Origin of the sequence: Psychroflexus tropicus DSM 15496 (assembly GCF_000378765.1) — a bacterium.
GTDB lineage: Bacteria > Bacteroidota > Bacteroidia > Flavobacteriales > Flavobacteriaceae > Psychroflexus > Psychroflexus tropicus.
Map to the genome: position 1 here is coordinate 164,014 of NZ_KB905343.1, position 21,559 is coordinate 185,572.

General features: G+C 35.3%; 20 protein-coding genes and 1 pseudogene. 6 read left to right on the forward strand and 15 right to left on the reverse strand.

What is annotated here, in order from left to right; translation table 11 throughout:
• The gene (locus tag F598_RS0105525) at window positions 1–1,365 is read right to left on the reverse strand and encodes an exonuclease domain-containing protein (protein ID WP_019038028.1); all 1,365 of its coding nucleotides are present in this window, start codon (window positions 1,363–1,365) and stop codon (window positions 1–3) included.
• Between the two features lie 305 nt (window positions 1,366–1,670).
• Between F598_RS0105525 and F598_RS0105530 the strand changes: the two genes are divergently transcribed.
• Window positions 1,671–2,099, forward strand: a complete 429-nt coding sequence (locus tag F598_RS0105530) for an Hsp20/alpha crystallin family protein (RefSeq protein WP_019038029.1) — start codon at window positions 1,671–1,673, stop codon at window positions 2,097–2,099.
• Between the two features lie 64 nt (window positions 2,100–2,163).
• On the opposite strand, the gene F598_RS0105535 is transcribed toward F598_RS0105530, so the two are convergent.
• Genes F598_RS0105535 through F598_RS0105550 form a run of 4 tightly spaced genes read right to left on the reverse strand, consistent with a single transcriptional unit; the run spans window position 2,164 to window position 5,955 of the window.
• Complete coding sequence (locus tag F598_RS0105535; protein WP_019038030.1) at window positions 2,164–2,823, reverse strand: YggS family pyridoxal phosphate-dependent enzyme; 660 nt, start codon at window positions 2,821–2,823, stop codon at window positions 2,164–2,166.
• Between the two features lie 12 nt (window positions 2,824–2,835).
• Complete coding sequence (locus tag F598_RS0105540; protein ID WP_019038031.1) at window positions 2,836–4,074, reverse strand: DUF1015 domain-containing protein; 1,239 nt, start codon at window positions 4,072–4,074, stop codon at window positions 2,836–2,838.
• Between the two features lie 3 nt (window positions 4,075–4,077).
• The gene (locus tag F598_RS0105545; RefSeq protein ID WP_019038032.1) at window positions 4,078–4,968 is read right to left on the reverse strand and encodes a 3-hydroxybutyryl-CoA dehydrogenase; all 891 of its coding nucleotides are present in this window, start codon (window positions 4,966–4,968) and stop codon (window positions 4,078–4,080) included.
• Between the two features lie 21 nt (window positions 4,969–4,989).
• Entirely contained in the window at window positions 4,990–5,955 is a 966-nt protein-coding gene (locus F598_RS0105550) for a Gfo/Idh/MocA family protein (RefSeq protein WP_019038033.1), read from the reverse strand.
• A gap of 217 nt (window positions 5,956–6,172) precedes the next feature.
• On the opposite strand from F598_RS0105550, the gene F598_RS0105555 reads away from it, so the two are divergent.
• Entirely contained in the window at window positions 6,173–7,675 is a 1,503-nt protein-coding gene (locus F598_RS0105555) for an NADP-dependent isocitrate dehydrogenase (protein WP_019038034.1), read from the forward strand.
• A 57-nt stretch (window positions 7,676–7,732) separates the two neighbouring features.
• Here the strand turns inward: F598_RS0105555 and F598_RS0105560 are convergent, their stop codons facing one another.
• From F598_RS0105560 to F598_RS15515, 4 genes and pseudogenes are all read right to left on the reverse strand, one after another.
• Window positions 7,733–8,050: a DUF6686 family protein gene (locus tag F598_RS0105560; RefSeq protein ID WP_019038035.1), complete on the reverse strand. Its 318-nt coding sequence runs from the start codon at window positions 8,048–8,050 to the stop codon at window positions 7,733–7,735.
• A gap of 149 nt (window positions 8,051–8,199) precedes the next feature.
• A pseudogene (locus F598_RS0105565) lies at window positions 8,200–9,488 on the reverse strand (PepSY-associated TM helix domain-containing protein).
• Complete coding sequence (locus F598_RS15510; protein ID WP_019038036.1) at window positions 9,489–11,042, reverse strand: TonB-dependent siderophore receptor; 1,554 nt, start codon at window positions 11,040–11,042, stop codon at window positions 9,489–9,491. It abuts the pseudogene before it with no gap.
• Window positions 11,043–11,084: 42 nt separating this feature from the next.
• Window positions 11,085–11,912, reverse strand: a complete 828-nt coding sequence (locus tag F598_RS15515; RefSeq protein ID WP_019038037.1) for a carboxypeptidase-like regulatory domain-containing protein — start codon at window positions 11,910–11,912, stop codon at window positions 11,085–11,087.
• A gap of 259 nt (window positions 11,913–12,171) precedes the next feature.
• On the opposite strand from F598_RS15515, the gene F598_RS0105580 reads away from it, so the two are divergent.
• The gene (locus F598_RS0105580) at window positions 12,172–12,780 is read left to right on the forward strand and encodes an alpha-ketoglutarate-dependent dioxygenase AlkB family protein (RefSeq protein ID WP_019038038.1); all 609 of its coding nucleotides are present in this window, start codon (window positions 12,172–12,174) and stop codon (window positions 12,778–12,780) included.
• A 191-nt stretch (window positions 12,781–12,971) separates the two neighbouring features.
• Window positions 12,972–13,613: a protein-L-isoaspartate(D-aspartate) O-methyltransferase gene (locus tag F598_RS0105585; protein ID WP_026302539.1), complete on the forward strand. Its 642-nt coding sequence runs from the start codon at window positions 12,972–12,974 to the stop codon at window positions 13,611–13,613.
• Between the two features lie 3 nt (window positions 13,614–13,616).
• On the opposite strand, the gene F598_RS0105590 is transcribed toward F598_RS0105585, so the two are convergent.
• Both F598_RS0105590 and smpB read right to left on the reverse strand, forming a co-directional pair.
• Window positions 13,617–16,091, reverse strand: coding sequence for a DUF5686 and carboxypeptidase regulatory-like domain-containing protein (locus F598_RS0105590; protein ID WP_019038040.1), 2,475 nt, complete (start codon window positions 16,089–16,091; stop codon window positions 13,617–13,619).
• Between the two features lie 20 nt (window positions 16,092–16,111).
• Window positions 16,112–16,576, reverse strand: a complete 465-nt coding sequence (gene smpB / locus F598_RS0105595; RefSeq protein WP_019038041.1) for an SsrA-binding protein SmpB — start codon at window positions 16,574–16,576, stop codon at window positions 16,112–16,114.
• Window positions 16,577–16,660: 84 nt separating this feature from the next.
• On the opposite strand from smpB, the gene F598_RS0105600 reads away from it, so the two are divergent.
• Window positions 16,661–17,407 (forward strand): DUF6503 family protein, encoded by a 747-nt coding sequence (locus tag F598_RS0105600; RefSeq protein ID WP_019038042.1) that lies wholly within the window; start codon window positions 16,661–16,663, stop codon window positions 17,405–17,407.
• Here F598_RS0105600 and F598_RS0105605 read toward each other — a convergent pair.
• Both F598_RS0105605 and F598_RS0105610 read right to left on the reverse strand, forming a co-directional pair.
• The gene (locus tag F598_RS0105605) at window positions 17,394–17,972 is read right to left on the reverse strand and encodes a phosphoglycerate mutase family protein (protein WP_019038043.1); all 579 of its coding nucleotides are present in this window, start codon (window positions 17,970–17,972) and stop codon (window positions 17,394–17,396) included. The genes F598_RS0105600 and F598_RS0105605 overlap by 14 nt on opposite strands.
• Window positions 17,969–19,084, reverse strand: a complete 1,116-nt coding sequence (locus tag F598_RS0105610; RefSeq protein ID WP_019038044.1) for an esterase-like activity of phytase family protein — start codon at window positions 19,082–19,084, stop codon at window positions 17,969–17,971. Before F598_RS0105610 ends, F598_RS0105605 begins: the two co-directional genes overlap by 4 nt.
• A 51-nt stretch (window positions 19,085–19,135) precedes the next feature.
• Here F598_RS0105610 and F598_RS0105615 point away from each other — a divergent pair, with 51 nt between their 5' ends.
• Window positions 19,136–19,324, forward strand: a complete 189-nt coding sequence (locus F598_RS0105615; protein WP_019038045.1) for a CsbD family protein — start codon at window positions 19,136–19,138, stop codon at window positions 19,322–19,324.
• Between the two features lie 74 nt (window positions 19,325–19,398).
• Here F598_RS0105615 and F598_RS0105620 read toward each other — a convergent pair whose 3' ends face one another.
• Together F598_RS0105620 and F598_RS0105625 are read right to left on the reverse strand one after the other, a co-directional pair.
• Window positions 19,399–20,481 carry a peptidylprolyl isomerase gene (locus F598_RS0105620; RefSeq protein WP_033408411.1) on the reverse strand — a complete coding sequence of 361 codons (1,083 nt, stop codon included), beginning with the start codon at window positions 20,479–20,481 and terminating at the stop codon, window positions 19,399–19,401.
• A 25-nt stretch (window positions 20,482–20,506) separates the two neighbouring features.
• Window positions 20,507–21,556: a peptidylprolyl isomerase gene (locus tag F598_RS0105625; RefSeq protein ID WP_019038047.1), complete on the reverse strand. Its 1,050-nt coding sequence runs from the start codon at window positions 21,554–21,556 to the stop codon at window positions 20,507–20,509.
• Between the last annotated feature and the right edge of the window lie 3 nt (window positions 21,557–21,559).

Sequence of the window (21,559 nt, forward strand, 5' to 3'; positions counted from 1 at the left end):
TTAATAATTAATAATTTTTAACGACTTTCGGGTTTTTCTGAGATAACTCTGTATGATATGTTGAGCATCTCTATCATTATCCATCGGGTTTATAATATTTTTTAAAATGGAGATATTTTCAATCTGAAAATTCAATTCTGTGTAGCCCACTCCAGCAAGTTCTCCATTTTCTATTAGTACCACACTTTTTTCTCCAGGGTGTCGACCCCTATCTTGGATGATCATGTTTTTATTTTTATAATCATAAAAATTGATGAGTTCCTGCACGCGTTCATTATAACTTTCTGCAGATTCTTCCTCAATGCAGGCTCCATGACATTGCTTTATGGTGTAGTTAAAACAGGCGCCTTTGGTTTTATGAAGTCCTGTTAATTTTTGACAGAGCTCATAGGTTTCTAGGGCTCGCTCCATGAAAGCTTTTCCCTGCTGGTAATTTGTAAAGCTCGTGATGTATTTCTGATTAGGATTGAGTTTAGAAACACACAGATTTAAATAGCCGTTATGGTCTTGAAATACATACAGACCGTGAGTGAATAAATCCTTTTTCAGAGCAGCATTATATTTCGGTTTTAATTTTTTAATAGATTGGTTTTCTTTCAGTAAGGCCAGAAGCTCATTTCCAGTCTTTTCAAAATCTATAGACGAAACCTGCTTCTGAATTTCTCTGGATTTTGGGGCATCACTGGTGAAATGCTGATTTGCTCTCTTTTTGATATCCTTACTTTTCCCAACGTAGATAATATTACCTTCAGGATCAGAAAAATAATAGACACCTACAGCATTGGGTAATTGATCGATGAGTTTAATCAATTTCTGATCTACACTACTTATTTTATTAAGCTTTAAATTTGAGCTTATAATTTCCTTATCTATATCCTTTTCTAGTAGCAACTTAAACAACTTTACCGTAGCTAAAGCATCACCGCTAGCACGATGTCGGTCTGTGATTGGAATACCTAATTTTCTAACCAGCTTTCCTAAACTATAAGAATCAAATCCTGGTAAGAGCTTTTTGGATAATTTGACAGTGCATAAGGTTTTACGTTCAAAATCAAAACCAAGCCTGTCGAATTCCAAACGTAGCATTCTGTAGTCGAACTTAGCATTATGAGCCACTATGATGCAGCCTTCAGTAATTTCTACAATACGTTTGGCGACCTCATAAAATTTAGGTGCGTAATGAAGCATCTCGTTATTGATGCCTGTAAGACCAACAACAAAGGACTGTATTTTACGTTCTGGATTTATTAGAGATATAAATTGATCTACAATTTCATGACCATCAAACTTATAAATAGCAATTTCAGTTATTCCTTCTTCATTGTATTTCCCCCCTGTGGATTCTATGTCTAATATAGCGTACAATCTAACTAAGTCTGGTTTATAGAATACTTACAAAAGTAAATATATAATTCCGTTTCATTCCCTTTTGGATTAAAGTTTAAGGTTTTGAATCGTTTTGGTTGAGCTAAGCTTCATACAAATTATAATCAACATCATTAAAATGACAAAGTGACATTAATTTTAGGTATAATAACGACATTATGACATAATAAAGTTTTGCATAATTTCAATTTATTCAAAATATCTGCATTTTTAGTCGAATTTCAGTTTGGTATTTAATTTGAAATCTGATTTTAAAAATGAAATTAACCTTAAAATTATAAATTATGTTACCAACAAGATTCACAAATCAAGATTTAAGTCTCTTTGATCGCTTTTTTTCGAATGACGTTTTCAACAGAGATTATTCAGAAACCAACACCACATTACCCTCTGTTAACATTAAAGAAACAGAAGATAAATTCAGTGTTGAAGTCGCTGTACCTGGTTTCGAGAAAAAGGATTTCAATATTGAATTGAACAATAATGATCTGACCATTTCTTCTGAAAAGGAAGAAAAGCATGAAGATAAAGAGGGGGAGCGCTATACTCGCAGAGAATTTAGCTACCAGTCCTTTAAAAGATCCTTTACGTTACCAGATAGTGTAGACGGAGAAAAAATATCAGCAAAGTATACTAACGGTGTACTCCATGTAGATATTCCAAAACGTGAAGAGGCTAAGCCAAAGCCAGCGCGTTTAATTGAAATCAAATAAGTTTTTGGAGATGTATTAAAAATGCCATCGATAAGAGATCGATGGCATTTTTTATTGGTGGTTATTAGTGTCTTGCTCCAAAAATAGAGCTTCCTATCCTAACCATAGTCGTTTTATGCTGCATGGCAATTTTGTAATCTCCACTCATTCCCATCGATAAAATACTGAAGTCTGGATGTGTTTTTGAAGTTTCATCGTATAAATCTTCCAATACTTGAAACTCCCGATGAATTTGTTCTTCATCATCTGTAAATGTTGCCATCGCCATCAATCCTTTAAGCTTCACATTTTTTAATTCTGAAAGTTTTTCATCTTTTAAGAACGACCGTATTTCATCTGGTGACATGCCGTATTTTGAATCTTCTTCTGCAATTTTGACCTGTAATAAACAATTGATTACTCGATCATTTTCTTTTGCTCTTTTATTGATTTCTTTGAGTAATTTCATCTTATGCACCGCATGAATAAGATCCACATAAGGGGCCATATACTTCACTTTGTTGGTCTGAACGTGACCTACCATGTGCCATTTGATGTCTTTAGGTAAAGACTCCCACTTATCGGTCATCTCCTGCACTTTGTTTTCACCAAATATGCGTTGCCCAGCTTCATAAGCCTCCATCAGGTCTTCATTTGGCTTAGTTTTAGAAACAGCAACCAAGTCGATTTGTTCTCCTAATTCTTCAGTAAAATGTTTGATATGTTCTGTAATTGTTCCCTCCATTGTGTGCATTTTTCAAAATTCATAAATCGTAATTCCACTTCTTAATCTAGGTTCGATGAACGTAGTTTTGGGCGGCATTTTTAAGCCCTCATCAGCAATGGTTTTCATCTCCTCAATCTTAGCTGGATACATTCCGAATCCAACTTCAAATTCTCCATTATCTATCATTCCTTTCACGTAAGCCATGTCTTTTTGGCCTTGACTGTACTGAAGTCGTGCGTTGTTTCGTAAATCCTCGATCCCAAGAATGGGTTTTAAGATCGTGCTATATAAAATCTGAGCATCCAGTCTCGAAAGGGAATCATCAAAATCATAGTTCCTGAATCTAAGGTTTAATTCATAAAAATCACCATCCAGGTACATACTAAAGTGATGAGGTTTTGTAGGCTTATAGTAGTTTTGCTTTAAGTTTTCAATTTTAAACTGCTCATCGAGTTTAATTAAAAATTCATCTTTGCTCAAGCCATTGAGGTCTTTGACTAAACGATTGAATTCATGTATTCTCAAATGGCTTTCTGGAATAAAAAAGCCCATAAAATAATTGTAGGCTTCATGACCTGTATGTTGATCATTTTGAGCTTGAAATTGCTGTTTCAAGTCAATATGGGATAAACTTCTGTGATGACCATCAGCAATGTAAATATGCTTCATGGCCTTAAATTCATCTTCTATTTGCTGCTGGTACTCCAAGTTATCAATGACCCAAAAATGGTGAGTTTCTCTGGAAGTCGTTGTAAACTCGTATTCTGGACGTTTTTTCATTAGTTTTTTAGAAATGGTTTCCAGAACCTCATTATCAGGATAGGTAAGTAAAACGGGATCTGCATTAAATTTGACCGTTTTTAGATATTCTGTAAAAACATCTACTTTTTCCTTCAGTGTATCTTCGTGCTTACGAATCGTATTATTTTCATAGTCTTCTGTACTTGCAGCTCCTATGAATCCAACAAACTGAATTTCATTCCTATAAATAATCTTATGTAAATAATAGCAAGCGCTCTCCTCTTGTATAAAGCTACCGTCTTCTTTAAACTCTTCAAATCTATTCTTTACAAGACCAAAGCGCTCTTTACCAGAGATCTCCTTATTGTACTTATAACCCGGATTCACAATATGAAGAAATGAAAATGGATTGTTATCCAGCCGAGCTTCAATTTGAGATTTCGTGTAAGTATCGTAGGGTTTTGAAGCGATAAGACCTACTTTATCTCTGGTAGGTCTAGTCGCTTTAAAGGGTTTTACAATTGGCATATCTTAAGATACGAATTGAGAAGAGACTTTATCTGCTTTTTTACTTTCACTGTAATCATAAAAACCTTCTCCAGACTTAACTCCTAATTTTCCTGCTCTCACCATATTAACTAAAAGTGGACACGGAGCATACTTTGGGTTTTTAAAGCCATCGTACATAACCTCTAATATCGAGAGGCAAACGTCCAAACCAATGAAATCTGCTAATTGTAGTGGTCCCATTGGATGAGCCATTCCAAGTTTCATCACCGTATCGATTTCCTTAACGCCTGCTACGTTGTTGTAAAGCGTTTCAACTGCTTCATTGATCATAGGCATCAAGATGCGGTTAGCTACAAACCCTGGATAGTCATTAACTTCAGTTGGAACTTTACCTAGATTTTTAGCCAGCTCTACCACAGTGTTGGTGATTTCATCACTGGTATTGTAGCCGCGTATAATTTCTACCAGCTTCATAATAGGGACAGGGTTCATAAAATGCATCCCGATGACTTGCTTTGGCCTACCTGTTACAGCTGCAATTTTGGTGATTGGAATCGAACTGGTATTGGTAGCCAAAATAGTTTCGGAAGGGCAGATATTATCTAATTCTCTAAATATATCAAGCTTTATAGCTTCGTTTTCAGTGGCCGCTTCCACAACCAAGTCAGCGTTTTTTGCACCATCAGCTAAACTGGTAAACGTTGTAAGGTTACCAAGTGTTCTTTTTTTGTCGTCCTCACTTATTTTTTCTTTGCTTACCATACGGTCCAGGTTCCTGGTGATGGTCGCAATTCCTTTGTCTAGACTGTCTTTTGAAACGTCTACTAAATTAACTTTGTAATCAAATTGAGCAAAAGTATGAGCAATGCCATTACCCATAGTACCGGCTCCTATTATTGAAATATGTTTCATGGATTATATATTTATAAATTACTAATTATCAAATGCTTTTATGATTCGCATAGCCACTTTTAAAGCTTGAGCGCCCTGTTCTAGAGATACAATAGGCATTGTATCCTTATTGATAGCGTCTGCAAAAGTTTCCAGTTCATCCAGAATAGCATTATTAGACTGTATTTCTGGATTATCGAAATAAATTTGTTTTTTAACTCCCTCGGCGTTTTGAAGAATCATTGCAAAATCATCTGGATCTTTAGGAGCATCTTTCATTTTTACGACCTCAGTATGCTTTTCCAGAAAATCAACGGACACGTAAGCATCTCTTTGGAAGAACCTAGATTTTCTCATATTTTTTAGAGAGATCCGACTTGCGGTGAGGTTAGCGACACATCCATTTTCGAATTGAATTCTTGCATTGGCAATATCAGGTGTTTCAGAAATGATGGAAACTCCGCTGGCACTAATATTTTTCACCTTAGATTTTACAACGCTCAAGATGGCGTCTATATCATGGATCATTAGATCTAGCACCACAGGTACATCAGTCCCTCTTGGATTAAATTCTGCCAGACGATGAGCTTCGATAAACATAGGGTTATCGATTTTATTGATAGCAGCTCTAAAAGCTGGGTTGAAGCGCTCCACGTGACCTACCTGCCCTTTAAGATTGTTCTTTTTGGCCAGTTCAATTAACTCTTCAGCTTCTTCCACCGTAGAGGTAATAGGTTTTTCTATAAAGATGTGAACACCTGCATTCAGTGCTTTTACAGCTGTTTGATGATGATATGTAGTTGGGGTGACGATATCGATGACGTCTACTTTCTCCAGTAATTCATCAATATCTTCATAAAACGGATAGCCTAATTCTTTTTCTATGGTTAGGCCATTGGCCTTGTTTGTATCGTGAAATCCTACAAAGGAGTATTTATTTGATTCATTGAGAAGCCTTAAGTGGATTTTACCCAAGTGGCCTGCTCCCAAAACACCTACGTTTAGCATATGTTATATGGTTTTATACAAAAGTAGCATTTCTTTTTAAGTAAAGCAGGACTTGTGATAGCTTATAGGAATTCTTTTAGATTTTACTATTACGCAACAGCCGCAAATTAAGACCAAAAATATACATAACTTAATTTTATGCATGACATATATTATATAAATAAAAACTAATGTATGATTATATTGATATTTGTACTATCAACTAAAATCTAAACCAATGAGTACATTAGAAGCAAACCAACAAGAAAAGTCAAAAGATCTAAACAGTCCTGTAAAAATTGCTGTTGCCAATGGTGACGGTATAGGTCCAGAAATAATGGATGCTACTCTAAAAATTCTAAATGCTGCTGGTGCCAATATTGAACCAGATTTTATAGAGCTTGGGGAGAAGGTTTACTTATCAGGAAACACATCGGGAATCGAAGATTCTTCTTGGAAAGCGATTAATGCTAACAAAATAATTTTTAAAGCCCCTATAACTACACCTCAGGGAAAGGGATACAAAAGTTTAAATGTTACTTTACGTAAATCTCTAGGACTTTTTGCCAATGTAAGACCAGTTCAGGCTTTAACGCCTTATGTACCAAGCCATTTTCCAGAAATGGACGTTGTAGTAATCCGCGAAAATGAAGAAGATTTATATGCGGGTATAGAGCATAGACAAACTCAAGATGTTTACCAATGCCTTAAACTCATCACTCGACCAGGATGTGAACGAATCGTTCGCTATGCTTTTGAATATGCCAGAGCATTTGGAAGAAAAAAGGTAACCTGTATGCTGAAAGACAATATCATGAAAATTACCGATGGATTATTTCATAAAGTCTTCGATGAGATAGCTCCGGAATATCCTGAAATTACAAGTGAGACCCAAATCATAGATATTGGTTCGGCACGTCTTGCCGCCAAACCAGAAGATTACGATGTGATTGTAACCGCTAATCTTTATGGAGACATCATATCTGATATTGCTGCTGAAATTGGAGGTTCTGTAGGTATGTGTGGCTCTGCAAATATTGGCAAAAATGTAGCCATGTTTGAAGCTATTCACGGTTCTGCTCCAGATATTGCTGGCAAAAATATAGCTAACCCTTCTGGGCTTCTCAATGCAGGGATATCCTTGATGGCTCATATTGGTCAAACCGAAGTGGGAGACAAGGTGAAAAACGCCTGGTTAAGAACTTTAGAAGAAGGGTATCACACAGCCGACATTTACAGAGAAGGCGTAAGTAAGCAAAAACTGGGAACTAAAGCATTTGCTGATCGCGTTATTTCCAACTTAGGCAAAAAGCCATCCCATTTTAATGAAAGCGAGCTTTCCAAGGGTAAAGGACAAATAAATGTTCCAGATTATGCCAGAAAAGAACAGAAAAAAGAATTGGTTGGTATAGATGTATTTATAGATTGGAAGGGTACAGATCCAGATATCATAGGAAATGCTCTAGAGAAGATAGAAGCTTATAAATTAAGACTTAAAATGATAACCAACCGCGGGGTTAAAGTCTTTCCAAACGGTCTTGAAGAGACTTATTGTACAGATCATTGGCGATGTAGATTTGTGGGAGTAGATCAGGACAATACCTCCTATGCTCCAATAGAATTTGACCATGTGCTCGCCTTACTGTCTAAAATATCTGCTGCGAATTTTGATGTCATCAAAACAGAAAATTTATACAATTTTGATGAGAAGCGAGGTTTTTCTCTAGGTCAGGGAGAATAATTTTTAGTTAGAATTTGCCAAAAAATGCCTCGGTTATCCTCGGGGCATTTTATTTGTTTAATCTATAATATCCATTATTTCCATAAAGTTGATTGCTTGTTCAACACCATTTTTTAATTCTAAATATTGCTGTTTATTGAAGCTGAGTTGAACGTCGGAATAAGGAGTGTCTAAAATGGCTTTTATTTCTTTATCGGGAAATCTGTAGGCTCTGTCCTCAAACTTTGATGTAAAAAAGGAGGTATGCCATTGATGGAATTCAGTTTCTTTAAATGCTAGAATAACCTGGTGGTAATAGAGACAAATTTTCTTACATGTTGAACATTGAGAGATTAAAAACTCTTTATCTTCAAATAATATTATTGTATCACACATGTTCTTTAAATTTGTGCCTGAGTCTGCCTCTAAAGATTTTAGAGCTTTGAGGCAGAACAGGACTTAATTAATGATTGCTATATCAATAACACTAAATTGTTATTTAGAATAAATATAAATAATATAATTTTCTTGCCATATCAATCTACTTATTTATTTAGTGATTTTTTCTGAAGTCTGTATTCAAAAACGTAATAAGCTAAGACGCAAAATACAATCCAGCCCACAGTGATGCTTACCATTGATAATGTTGAAATGTTGTACTGAGTTATGAGTATGATATACATAAAAATAGCCATAGCAGCAAAAATGCCCCAGTTAATAAATCTCCAGATTCCCATAACAGGCTTTCGACTTTTTCTCCTTTTAATCGCTCGTCTTTTTAAGGTGATCCAAATCCCTGTTAATATTAACCCACTTATTCCTAAGCCAAACACAAACCATATAATCTTTGTTATAAGTCCACCCCAGTATCCAAAATGCAAGGGATCTGCTATATCGTTAAGCCACATGGTCGTGCTTATGTTTTCAGCACGTTGTACTTTTAAGATTTCATACGTTTTTGGATGGATGTAAATACGATTAGCTCTTTTTCTAACAAGAGGAACATCACTTTTTCCTGTGATATAAATGGGTTCTGCATAAGTTGATGGTGGTAGAATAGTTCCAATTTTCAACTTTTGTATTTCGTTTTGTGCCAGGTTAATTGCTTTATCATAATCTATCGAATAGCTCAAGTTTTCAGGTGTATTGGAGTTGTCATAAACTTCAATAATCGGAGAACTAGGACTTGATTCATCAGAAATCCCTGCAGAGTTAGTGCGTTCAAGAAAATACCATATTCCTGTTACTGAAAATAATAGAGTAAAAGGAATAGACCACAATCCAACCAGGCGATGAAGGCTTCTAAACAACACTAATTTACCTTTACCAGTCTTTAATTCAAAAAATTTTCTCCACCATTTTTTATAAAAATAAAGGGCTGTAATGAGAGATAGTAATAATAAAAACCAAATATCAGCACTGTAAAATGACCAATCTGAAAGGGTATAAATAAGTAATAATGAAGATCTCTAAAAAAACGTTGAAATGTTAACCGAGTACTTCCTTGTACTTTTCCAGTAAATGGATTTACAAACACATAATTACGATAACCATCGATTTCAACATAAACTATATCACACAAATACGACTCTTCTGTAAAATTCCAGTAATTTATTTTTCCTTCTGGAAATGATTCATTTATGTTTTTTACAATTTCATTTTTGTCCACTAGTTCGCCTTCTCCACTTAGTCTGGATTCTGGTATAAATAACCAGTCCAGTTCGCTACTAAGAGTAGCGATAGTTCCAGAAAAGCATACTATGAAAAATAGTATGCTTAGCCTAGTTCCTATCCAACTATGAAGTTGGAAAAAGTGTTTCTTCTTTAATTTCATTTAAAAAGTATAACCTACGCTTAATAAATAATTTCGAGGCATTCCTGAAAATAATCTTACATAACTATATCCTCCAACCCAATGTGTTTTGTCAAAAGCATTATTGAGAAGAAACGAAATATTGAATCGATCTACTTTATAAGATATACCAGCATCCACAATGGTGTATGATGGCAATTGAAGTTCGGTTTCAAACGTGTTTCTTTCTGATACAAAGTTTGAACCTAAGCTTAACCCAATCCCTTCCAGAGGGCCGTTTATAAAATTATATTTAGCAAAAAATCCTCCCTGATGTAATGGGGCATTTTCTTGTCTAAGTCCTATTTCATCTGCATCATCACTTTCTGTAATTCTGGCATCACTGTAAGCGTAGTTAGCAGTCAAACTTAAATTAGGCAGTATTCTACCATTGATATCAATCTCAAAGCCTTGAGATTCCTCTTGACCTCTCTGTCTAAGAAGCTCCGGATTATCTGGAGCATTGGCGTTTACTAAGATGTTATTATTTTCAATGGAATATACAGCAAGATTGGCAGCCAAGCGATTGTTGAAAAATTCTCCTTTCGCTCCAAACTCAATCATGTTTGCTACCACTGGATCGAAAGGCCCCCCTACATTTGGATTGGTTTGAGCTGCGACTCCTTGAGGCTGAAAGCTTTCTGTATAAGTACCGTATAAGTTTATATCATTTGTAAGAGAATAGACCAATCCAATTCTAGGTAAAAATCGTTCTTGTGTCGTCGTTTCTTCATCAGGCTGATCCACATTCACAACATCATTATAGTATTCTTGTCTTCCTCCTATCAAAAGTTGGAAGTCTTTATACTTGATTTGATCTTGTAAATAAATTCCATAGGTAAAATATCGAGTTGCAGGACTTGAACTTTGAGTAAAGTCGTAGTCACTTAATTGAGCTACATCATATGAAGGGTTTTCAAGGTTAAAATGAGGAACGTTAGGAACTGGATTTCCGTCCTCATCACGTAAATAATTTGGAAAATCTGCAGGATCTGTAGATGAGCCACCCCCTTGTAATTTATAACCACGTGCGAATGCTGAAGCTGCTCCAAGAGGTTGTTTTTGTTCGATGTAATCAAAACCAGCATCGATTTTGTGTTCCAAGTCGCCTGTGTTAGCTTCGAAGACAAAATAACTTGATAGGTTATCTGCAATAAATTCTCTTTGTCGCTGGATAACCTGCATCTCCATTATTGTAGGTATCTGTTGTCCGGCACCATCAATGGCGAATCGATTCGAGGTTCTATGTTCCACAAGATCCTCGTCATAAAGATATCGCATATATGAAGCGTTAAATGATAATTGGTCTGTAAACTTATGATTTAGCGATAATGTGGAATATACCACATCACTTCTTTGGAAGTCATTAGTTTGATTGAGTGCAAATGAAATAGGAGTGGAGTTTAAATCTGTTCCTGCTGTAGCTCCAAAAATGGGCTGTCCTCGATCCAGTTTTCCATCAAAATCTGTGATCACAAGATCAAAATTTATCCTGGTTTTATCGGTTGGTAGAAAAGAAATAGAAGGTGCAATCATATACGATTTAAATTCTTGTAAATCTCTAAAGCTATCTGAATTTTAGTAAGCTAAATTCAATCTATACACAAGAGTTTCGCTTTCATTTATAGCTCCCGTAAAGTCTGCTGTTGTTCTCAATGTATTGAAACTGCCTAAAGTGAAATTTATCGACTTTCTATCTTCTCTAAGAGGTTTTTTGGTCACACGATTCATAACACCTCCAGGCACAGAGTTTCCAAACATGGCAGAAGCTGGCCCTTTTATGACCTCTACTCGCTCAATGTTAGCAAGTAGGGGTTGTGGGCCAAATAATCCTACAACTCTTAATCCATTTATGTAAGTATCTCCAGATCTAAACCCTCTCATCGAAAAATCATCATAATATGAAAATGTATTAACACCACTAATGTTTTTAATAATATCATTTACCCTATAAGCTTGCTGATCTGCAATGACTTCTTTGGTTACATAACTAACTGCCTGAGGTACATCTTTAATTTTTGTAGCGGTCTTAGTGGCGGCAAACGTGGTGGAATTTTTATAGGTTCTGGCCTTTCTACCAATAATTTCAACTTCTTGAAGACTCTCTTCGCTTTCTTCAAGCGTAAAATCAATAGCAAAGATTTCTCCCTCTTTTAAGTTAATTTTTTTAGTCTGACTTTCAAAGCCTAAAAAGGAAACTTCGAGATTGTATGATCCTTCACCCAGATTTGAAAATTTGAAGTTTCCATCAACATCAACTAAGGTTCCTCTGTCTTGGTTAAGTGTGATGGTAGCACCTATTAAGGGCTGGTTATCTTGATCTTTAACGGTTCCTTTTATGCTTCCATTTTGAGCGTTCACAAAAAAGACGGAAAGGGAAAAGAATGTGATTAAGAAAAATTTCATTATACTTTTTTTGGCAATGATACACCATATATTTAATTAGACCAAATCTAAATAATTATATATTGATTTTTTTAATTCAAAATGAGGTATATTTTTCAAAGCTAGGATCAAGTTATAAATGCAACATGTGAGTTTAAAATAGTAACCCACTTATCTGATTCTCCAAAAAAAGAATATGAACTTATTCCAAGAATTGATTTATCTTTTCTACTCAAAATTGAAACTCTTTTCATTATCCGAATTCTAAAGAAAAATTTCAATGAAATTATTTGATGACCCCTTCGATAGAACAGCAAATTTACTGCCCAAGGATGGAGAAGTTTATTATTTGGGCAAAGTGTTTTCTCCTATGGAAGCAGACAGGTATTTCAAAGAAATGATGAAGCATATAGCTTGGCAAAATGATGAAGCCCTGATTCTTGGTAAACGAATTGTTACCAAAAGAAAAGTCGCCTGGTATGGAGACAAGCCATTTGAATATACCTATTCCAAACTCACCAAACGAGCTTTGCCTTGGACTAAAGAATTACTAGAACTGAAAACTACTGTAGAGTCTGAAACAGGTAGTAATTTCAACTCCTGTTTACTCAATCTCTATCATGATGGCTCAGAAGGCATGGGCTGGCATAGCGATGATGAAAAAAATTTAGAAAATAATGGAGCTATTGCCTCAGTGAGTTTTGGTGCAGAACGGAAGTTTGCTTTCAAGCACAAGACAACCAAAGAAAAAATTGAAGTAAGATTAGAACATAGTAGTGTATTAATAATGACTGGGAAAACTCAGAAGTATTGGTTGCATCGACTTCCTCCCACCAAAAAAGTAATGTTGCCCAGAATTAATTTGACCTTCAGAACCATAGTTGATTAATGCTGATTATACTAAACCAAGGTTTAAATCTCTAACATGTAATCTTTTTTACTTTGAATTCTATAGCAGGAGAAGACACAAATAGACTTCCATTTTCTTGTCATAAATATTGCCTTAGAATTTTTCATTTGATGAAATTTGGCTTTGATTTTTTTCTAATTTTACTAATTCATTCTTCAAAATCTAACGACTTGGAAGACAGTTTCAGACAGCAAGGTAAACGCAAAATTCTGGTAGAATCGATTCGTGATAAAGGAATCAAAGACGAAAACGTTTTAAAGGCCATAAATGCTATTCCAAGACATTTATTCATGGATAGTAGCTTTGAAGATCATGCCTATCAGGATAAAGCTTTTCCCATTGCTGCTGGACAGACCATTTCTCAACCCTACACAGTAGCTTTTCAAACCGAACTTCTTCAACTAAAACCAGGAGAACTGGTGTTAGAAGTTGGAACAGGAAGTGGATATCAAGCAGCTGTTCTTTGTGAACTTGGTGCAAAAGTGTACACCATAGAGCGACAGCAGAAACTCTTTAAGAAAACTCAAAATTTCCTAAGACAATTAGGGTACAGACCCAAGTTCATGAGCTTTGGTGACGGGTATAAAGGATTACCTGAGTATGCGCCTTTTGATAAAATCATAGTGACTGCTGGAGCTCCTTTTATCCCAAAACCTCTAATGTCTCAACTCAAAGTTGGGGGTAGATTAGTGATTCCTGTTGGTGAAGATTCGCAGTTAATGACCTTGCTTAGCCGAACATCAGCAACCAAATTTCAAAAGGAAACGTTTGGTGAATTTCGATTTGTACCTTTGTTGGAAGATAAGAATTAGTCCTTAAAACTGATCCAGTAACTTTATTCCAAAAATAAGTGCACCGTTTTGCCAACCATCTTGATAAGGTTTGACATAATCTAACCTAAAAACTCTAAACTGGCCGATCCCCAAATTGTCTAAGCCTATAGAAAATTCAGAATATGGTTTATTTTCATTTGTAAATAAACTCTTAGCACCAATAATCATATTAAAATTCAATTGATTAAGTAGTGGAATTTTATTGAGTAGGTAACCTTTAAAATTATGTTCAAGGTGGACATCGGCATAGTCTGAATTGGTCGACAATTCATAATAGGGCAGGAGGTTAAATCGATTTAAGTAAGAGCCTGTAGTCCCAACTCGGGTTTGATTTCCATTAAAATGCTTAAAATCTAAAAAAGAAATATTTTCAGCATTAAAAAATAAACCACCATTTAGACTATACCCCAACTCTCCAAATCTTGAAAGTGTTTTAGTTTGAGTAAGTCTGGCTTTAACTACATCATAATTAAAATCACTGATGTCTGAGGCAAAGCCCTTTTCATAACTGAAACTCAAGGTTGGGAATCTATTGCTATACGTATCATACTTGCCGTTGGGTGTGAGGACGTACTCCTGGTCAAAATTGATACGACCGCCAACTGTGAGTCGGCCTATGTTGTGTGAAGGGAAAAGTAAAGAGCCAAAGGCTTCTGGAGCCAGTGGATTATTGGAAGTGAAACCTCCATTTTTGTTACTTATAACAGGAGAATTGGTAGAATTTGTTAAAGCACGCCTTCTTTCAAACTCCAAACTGGCGCTCATTCTAAACCCGTTGAATACTTCCTGACTATAAGTGGCTTTACTAAATATCTTCTCATACAGCTTTAAGTAATTTCTTTCAAAAAAGACAGAAGCTATAGAGGATAGGCGCTCATTGATAGGATTGGTAGAATTGATTTCTTCCAATTTAGTCCCGCCTGAAAAGCTTAAAAACGGTTTCGAAAAATCATTGAATTTTTTAAGAAACCTTCCGTAAACCCTTAACTTTTTTTCTGAAAAGCCATAATCTAAATAAGACCGAAGTTCCCAAAACTTTCTATAGGTGTCAGCAGAATCCTTTTGAGTGAAGTATAGTTCTGATTTGATATTGAAGCCCTGCACGGTATTGTAATTGACATCGGTTAATCCAGAAAAACCAGCCGTTTGATTAGTGGTAGAGTTTTGCCAGGAATAGCCAAACAAAGGATCGGTTAAACTGAATTTGTTTCTAGCTGTATCTACCGAATCTTTATAAGATTTAGAGTTTTTTAGAGTTTGAATACTGTCTTTAAAACTGTAGTCTTTAAGCTCTAAGCTGGTTAGAGGAACAGGCCTGTTTTTCTCCCAAAACAAACTGTCTTTGGAATTGGCCTCTTGATCAAAAACAATGACAGCATTGCTAAAGTCCTTTTTTGAAAGCTCTGGCTTAAAGTCATAATCTTTGTATGTAGCTACAAAATTTCCACCGCCTGAAATCCCAAAAATACCCCAGCTAAAAGAAATATCCTGAGAAATTAAAACCCAAAAGTCGTTGTCTTTGCTGTAGCTAAAGGTTTGGTTGAGATTGATTTCTTTGACGACTTCAATCTGCAGTGATTTTCCTGTGGTGGTTAACTCTACTCCATATATCTCCCAGTTGTCTTCTAAGATATAAATGTAACCACTAAATACAGCATCGCTTGGTCGCTTAGGGATGACTTTAATTTTATTCACAAGGAACCTGTCTTGATCGTAAAATGTACCTTCCAATTCGTAATCGTAATAATTCAACGCAAAACTGGCGATTGGAGAAACCAAATTATTGCCAAGGTCGATATTATTTTCGTAAAAGGAAAAATTAAAATCTTCCGCAGAATTGAAGCTAAAACCTCTGTCGTTTCCGCTTACCTTAGAAGCGATGATTCGCTCTTTGAACTGATTGGGTGCTTTGTAGGCTATTTTTGAAACCGTTTCGCTTAAGTAGACTACACCACTTCTGGTAGAATCTAAACCTCCGCCTAAATCTCCAATTTCCTGGCCTAAAATCTTCTCCGGTGCATTTTGAATTTCCCAAATGCCTTTGGAGTAAAATTCAGCTTTAAATTCTTTTAGTTTAGCAAGATTTTCTTTGCGACTTGCAATGGCATTCCTTATGATAGCATAGGCTGGATCTTCGTTTTTAGTAATTACCACATCATCCAGACTTGTCACTTTCTCGCTGAGTTGGACTACGAAATAAGTGTCATCTGCGTTTACAGTCTTAGTTTCTGTTGTAAACCCAAGAAACTTAAATATGAGGACTTCTTCTTCGGATGAATCCAGATTTATTTTGAATTCACCACTGGCATTTGTCGTCGTGCCATTAAAGGTGCCTTCCACATAAACATTTACGTTTTGTAAGGGGAGATTATTTGTATCTGTCACTTTCCCCGTGATTTGAGACTGACCTAAAATTGAGGTTAACAAAAACAAGAGAAGCAGAGGTTGCTTTTTCATTAAGGCTGACTAAAGGATGATTAGGTGTTATAAGATTTATTGATGCGATTCAACTTTCTTTTGGTATCGCGATCTTTAATCGTTTCTCGCTTATCGTGTAATTTTTTACCCTTACATAAGGCGATTTGAAGTTTTGCAAATCCTCTGTCGTTAAGAAACATTCTGAGTGGAATAATGGTAAGTCCGGTATTTCTTACTTCCTTATAAAGTTTTTTAAGCTCTTGTTTATTTAGTAAAAGCTTTCTTGCGTTTTTAGGTTTATGATTGAAATGGGTCGCGTGAGAGTATTCCTGAATATCCATATTAATGACAAAAAGTTCTCCTTGTTCATTAAATTCGCAAAAGCTTTCTGCTATTGTAGCTTTTCCCTCTCGAATGGATTTGATTTCTGTGCCTGCTAAAACAATTCCAGCTGTATATTTGTCCAGAATTTCATATTGAAATCTTGCCTTTTTATTTTTTATGTTGACTTTGTTTTTGACCATAGATATTAATTAATTCAATCAAAAATAAGACTTTTGTAAGGATAGAAGGAGATAGCTACTAATGTTTATAAAAATTATAGGACCATGAAATACATTTTAGGAATTTTGATTCTTTTTCTCATAAGCTGTCAAACTACAGATTCTTCTCTAACTGCAGAAACTATTGTAGATCGTGCTATAGAATATTCTGGCAAATCAAAATTAAACAGTCATAGCCTTGATTTTGAATTTAGAGACTATTTTTACGAATCTACTCCAACCTGCGATGGATTCAAATTGAAGAGGTTTTCTAAAACGAAACCAATAGAAGATATAGTCTATAAGGGAGAACTGACTCGCTTTATTCAAGATTCTGCAGTAGCACTTGCCGACACTACTGCCTTCAATTACTTTGAATCTGTCAATTCCGTTCATTACTTCACTCAGCTACCCCTTCGCCTAAAGGATAATGCTGTTAATTTGAAGAAGCTTGGAACAGAAGATATCGAAGGTAAAACATATCATAAGGTGGAAGTAAAGTTTTCTGAAAATGGAGGGGGAGTAGATTTTGAGGATGTTTATATCTATTGGTTCGATCAGAAAGATTATTCGATGGACTATTTAGCCTATAGTTTTTTAGTGAATGGGGGAGGCTCTCGTTTTCGAAAAGCGATCAATAGGAGAGAGGTTCAGGGTGTTGTATTTCAGGATTATGAAAATTACAAACCAAAGCAGAATACCAAAGATGTCGACAGTTTAGGTATTTTCTATAATCAGGGAAGGCTTGAATTATTATCTACAATTGAAAATAAAAATCTCATGCTAAGAAAAGTAGTTCTTAATTGTAACTAAAATCCTTAGGAACTCTTTTCGTAAGCATAGTATCTATAACTTTTAGATCTGTATCAATTTCAACCTTATAAAAGTTGTTGTAATTACTTTCATCCAAATTATCGTATTTGTCATATTCTAATATTTCATTGACGAATCGAGGGCTGGTGTTGCTATGCCCAAGAATAATTACATTTTTGCCGTATGTATTTTTCCAGAACTGTTTTGTAAATAATGAGTCTTTTCCAGGATCGTAGCTTACAATGTCTCCCTTAAATTTATGAGCTGTAGGGATCAAGGTTTGGATAGTTCTGCTGTAGTCAGTAGAGTAAAATGCATTTAAATTCTTATCCTCAAAGTAAGTAGCCAGATAATTCGCTCTGCGAATACCTTCCTCAGTAAGTTGTGGATCGCGATTCTGCTTGTCGGTAGTATCCTTTTCAGCGTGTCTTACAAAATAATAGACTGTCTTTTTAGCCTTTTTACCAGTTGGAACGTCAAATTGAAAAGTATTTTTCTTTGAGTTTTGACAGGACATAATCATGCCTATAAGAAAGATTGCGCTTAAAATCTGTAAGGTTTTCATTGGTTTTTGATTAATTCTAAAATAATGACTTGATTGAGTTGTGGTCCAAAACTACTAAAATTATCATCAGAGACTATGATTAAAGTTTTATTGCCATTTTTGAGCGTTGGACCATAACATAAGCCCTCTAGATTATCCACAACTTGATCTGTTAGCTTTTCTCTGATGGACTTAAAATCAAAGAGGAGGCTTTTTTGAGCATATTCGATATTTTGGGGAGCATCTTTTAGTGAAGTTATGGCCTTAATATCGGTTGCCTTTGAAATATCTAGAAGGAAAAGCTTTACCTTATTACCGTGACTTTTATGTCCAGCCGAGTAAGAACGTTCTAGGATTAAAAATTGATGTTCATTTAGCTGTAATATTTCAGTCAAACCATTAACTGCAAATGGAAGAAGAGGTACCTTAGTGATCCTATCTAAGTCCATGGCGTATTGTTGAGTAATTTGGTTTCTAGATCTATTGAAGTAACTAAGTCTAACTGGTGAATTAGTATTATAGAGTTTTGGTGCTTTACCATCTCTTATTAGTGGTAGTTCTGTGGCAAACCAGAAGCCATCAGCATCCAAATCCATCGCTAAACCTTCGAAAACTCCATTGTCTCGTGGAGAATTTTCGCCCTGAGGAAGAAAATAATCGGGTAGAGGATAATCTTCTAAATATTTTCCTTTGCTTGAAACATTAAAAATTCTTGGTGAAAATCCTTTGTCAATATTTCCTTCAGTCGATATAATGTACTCTCCGTCGTCGAAACGTATTGATTCCATGTCGAGGGCATTCTTCTCGAAGAATTGGTCATCTTTTAGTTCAATTACAGATGTAAATTCTAATTCTCTTTTTTGGAAAGAAGATAAATTCAATTTAGCTTTAAAAATCAATGGATTGGAAGGAGAGTCATTAACCATGACTAGATATCCATCCCGATAGTCTATTCCAGATATTCCACCAAAGGTTTTTCCTTCAAATTCGAATTTTGAAGGAACCGTAAATTCATCGATAAAATTTATAGAATAAGGCTGGTTTTTTAAAGCTCTTGTAGTACTGCAAGCAGATAGAACTAATGAAATAAGAAAGAACTTAAAAACTTGAGTTAAATGAGATTGTATTAACATTAATTAGTGAATTGTCTATTAAATTGGAATTAAACATTTAAAATAAAAATTATGAACTTAGATCAATTAGAAGGAAAATTTAAAGAAAATAAAGGAAAGTTGCAGCAAAAATATGCTGAGCATATTTCAGAAGATGATTTACAATACTCAGACGGTAAATTTGAGGAGATGCTCGGTAAGCTTCAAACTAAATTAGGAAAAACCAAAGAAGAGCTTGAAAAAGAAATCAACAATTTTTAAGCTTTAATTATCCAAGAATTAAATAAAAAAGGGCAAGTTTTTAACTTGCCCTTTTTATAACCTTATCAATAAAACTAATCTTCAATAATTTCAATTAGTTCAACATCAAATATAAGTATTGAATTTGGTGGTATAGGGCCAACAGATCTATCTTCGTATGACAATTCAGGAGGGATTATAAATCTTGCTTTTTCACCAGGTTTTAAAAGTTTTAAGCCTTCATCCCAGCCTGGAATAACTTCTCCCACACCAAGCTCTAATTGCAAAGGTTGCTGTCTATCATATGAAGAGTCAAACTTTGTCCCATCTGTAAGATATCCTTCGTAATGAACTTTTAAAATATCATTCTTTTTAGGATGTTTTCCACCTTCAACTTCTTTGTCTAGCCTATATCTTAAGCCACTCTCTGCAACTTCAAAGCCTTGAGAAATTTTGTTAATTAATTTTTCTCTAGCTTTAGCTTCATCTTTGAGTTTTGTTTCATGTCTAACCAAACCCGCTTCAAAAGCCTTAATAGCATCAAAATTTTGAGCTTCTTCTCCTTTCCTGATAATATTAACCTTATTAATAAAAATCTTATCTAAAGGGCGATCAGCTCTATTTGTCTTTACGGCTCCTATAGAATCTACAACTTCGAGTCCATGGATGACTTTCCCAAAAATAGAGTAAAGACCATTCAATCTTGGAGCTGGTTTTAAAGTTATGAAAAATTGACTACCGTTAGTTTTACCAAGATTCTCGTAAGGTATTTTTGTTTCCTCTAAGTCGCTATTAGCCATAGATAAAATTCCTTTTTTATCAAAGGTCAAATCTTCCCTAGTTTCATCTGGAAATTTAAAACCTGGTCCTCCTCTTCCAGTGCCTCGCGGATCTCCTGCTTGAATTACAAAGTCTTTAACTACTCTATGAAAGATTAAACTATCATACAATGGTTTTCCGCTATATCGCTTTTCTGTTAAAGGATGTATCCCTTCTGCTAAAGCCACGAAATTAGCAACAGTCATGGGAACATCTTGTTGATATAATTCTGCTATGAAGTCTCCTTTGGTGGTTTTAAATTCAGCATAAAGTCCATTATCCAGATCAGAATATTCTGAAGAGCAACTGAATAGGAGCAATACAAAAGCTCCTAGCATTAAAGATGATAGTGAATTCATGGTCTAAATTAAGATTTTTAGGGTTCTATTGTTCTACAACTTCTACAAGTTCGACTTCAAATTTTAAGATAGAATTTGCTGGTATAGGACCATTGGCTCTAGCTCCATATGCGAGTTCTGAAGGGATAACCAATTCAGCTTTTTCCCCTGTTTTAAGCAACATAATACCTTCATCCCAACCTGGAATCACTCTTCCTGTTCCTACGGCGAATTCTAAAGGTTGATTTCTATCGTAAGATGAATCAAATTTGGTTCCATCAAGTAAATATCCGGTGTAATGTACTTTTACCATATCACCTGCACTCGGTGCGGTTCCAGCTGGGTTTTCTTTGGTGATGTTATAACGAAGTCCGCTTTCTGTCTCATCAAAGCCTTCACTTGCCTCTTCGAATTTGGCTTGTCTTTCTTTGGCGGCTTCTACTGCAGCAGCTTCAGCTTGCTCTACACCTTCAGTGTAAGCCTGAACTGCATCAAAGTTTTTGGCATTCTTACCCTTTCTTATGATATTTATAGTTTCTATGACTACATCTTCTACAGGTCGATCTCCAGGTTTTTGAGTCTCTACTTTACCAATGCTGTCCACTACAGCATTCCCTTCTACTAACTTTCCAAAGATGCTATGTCTACCATCTAGATGCGGAGTTGGAACCAAAGTGATAAAAAACTGACTGCCGTTGGTGTTTGGTCCAGCGTTTGCCATAGATAATACGCCCTTTTTATGAGTTAATGTGGTATCAATTTCATCAGCAAATTTATATCCAGGGCCACCTTGTCCCGTCCCAGAGGGATCTCCACCTTGTATCATAAAGCCATCTATAATTCTATGAAAAATGATACTGTCATAGAATTTTTGCCCTTTAAACTCTTCATCAACGCCAGGATGTTCTCCTTCAGCTAGGGCAACAAAGTTTCCTACAGTCATAGGAACTTTTTCGTAGTGTAATTCAGTTACAAAATCTCCCTCAGAGGTTTTAAATTCTGCATAGAGACCGTCCCCTAAATCTGGATATTGAGAAGAACAACTATAAATTAATAATGCTGCCAGTGCAATAAGCGATAATTTGAATGTTTTCATTGT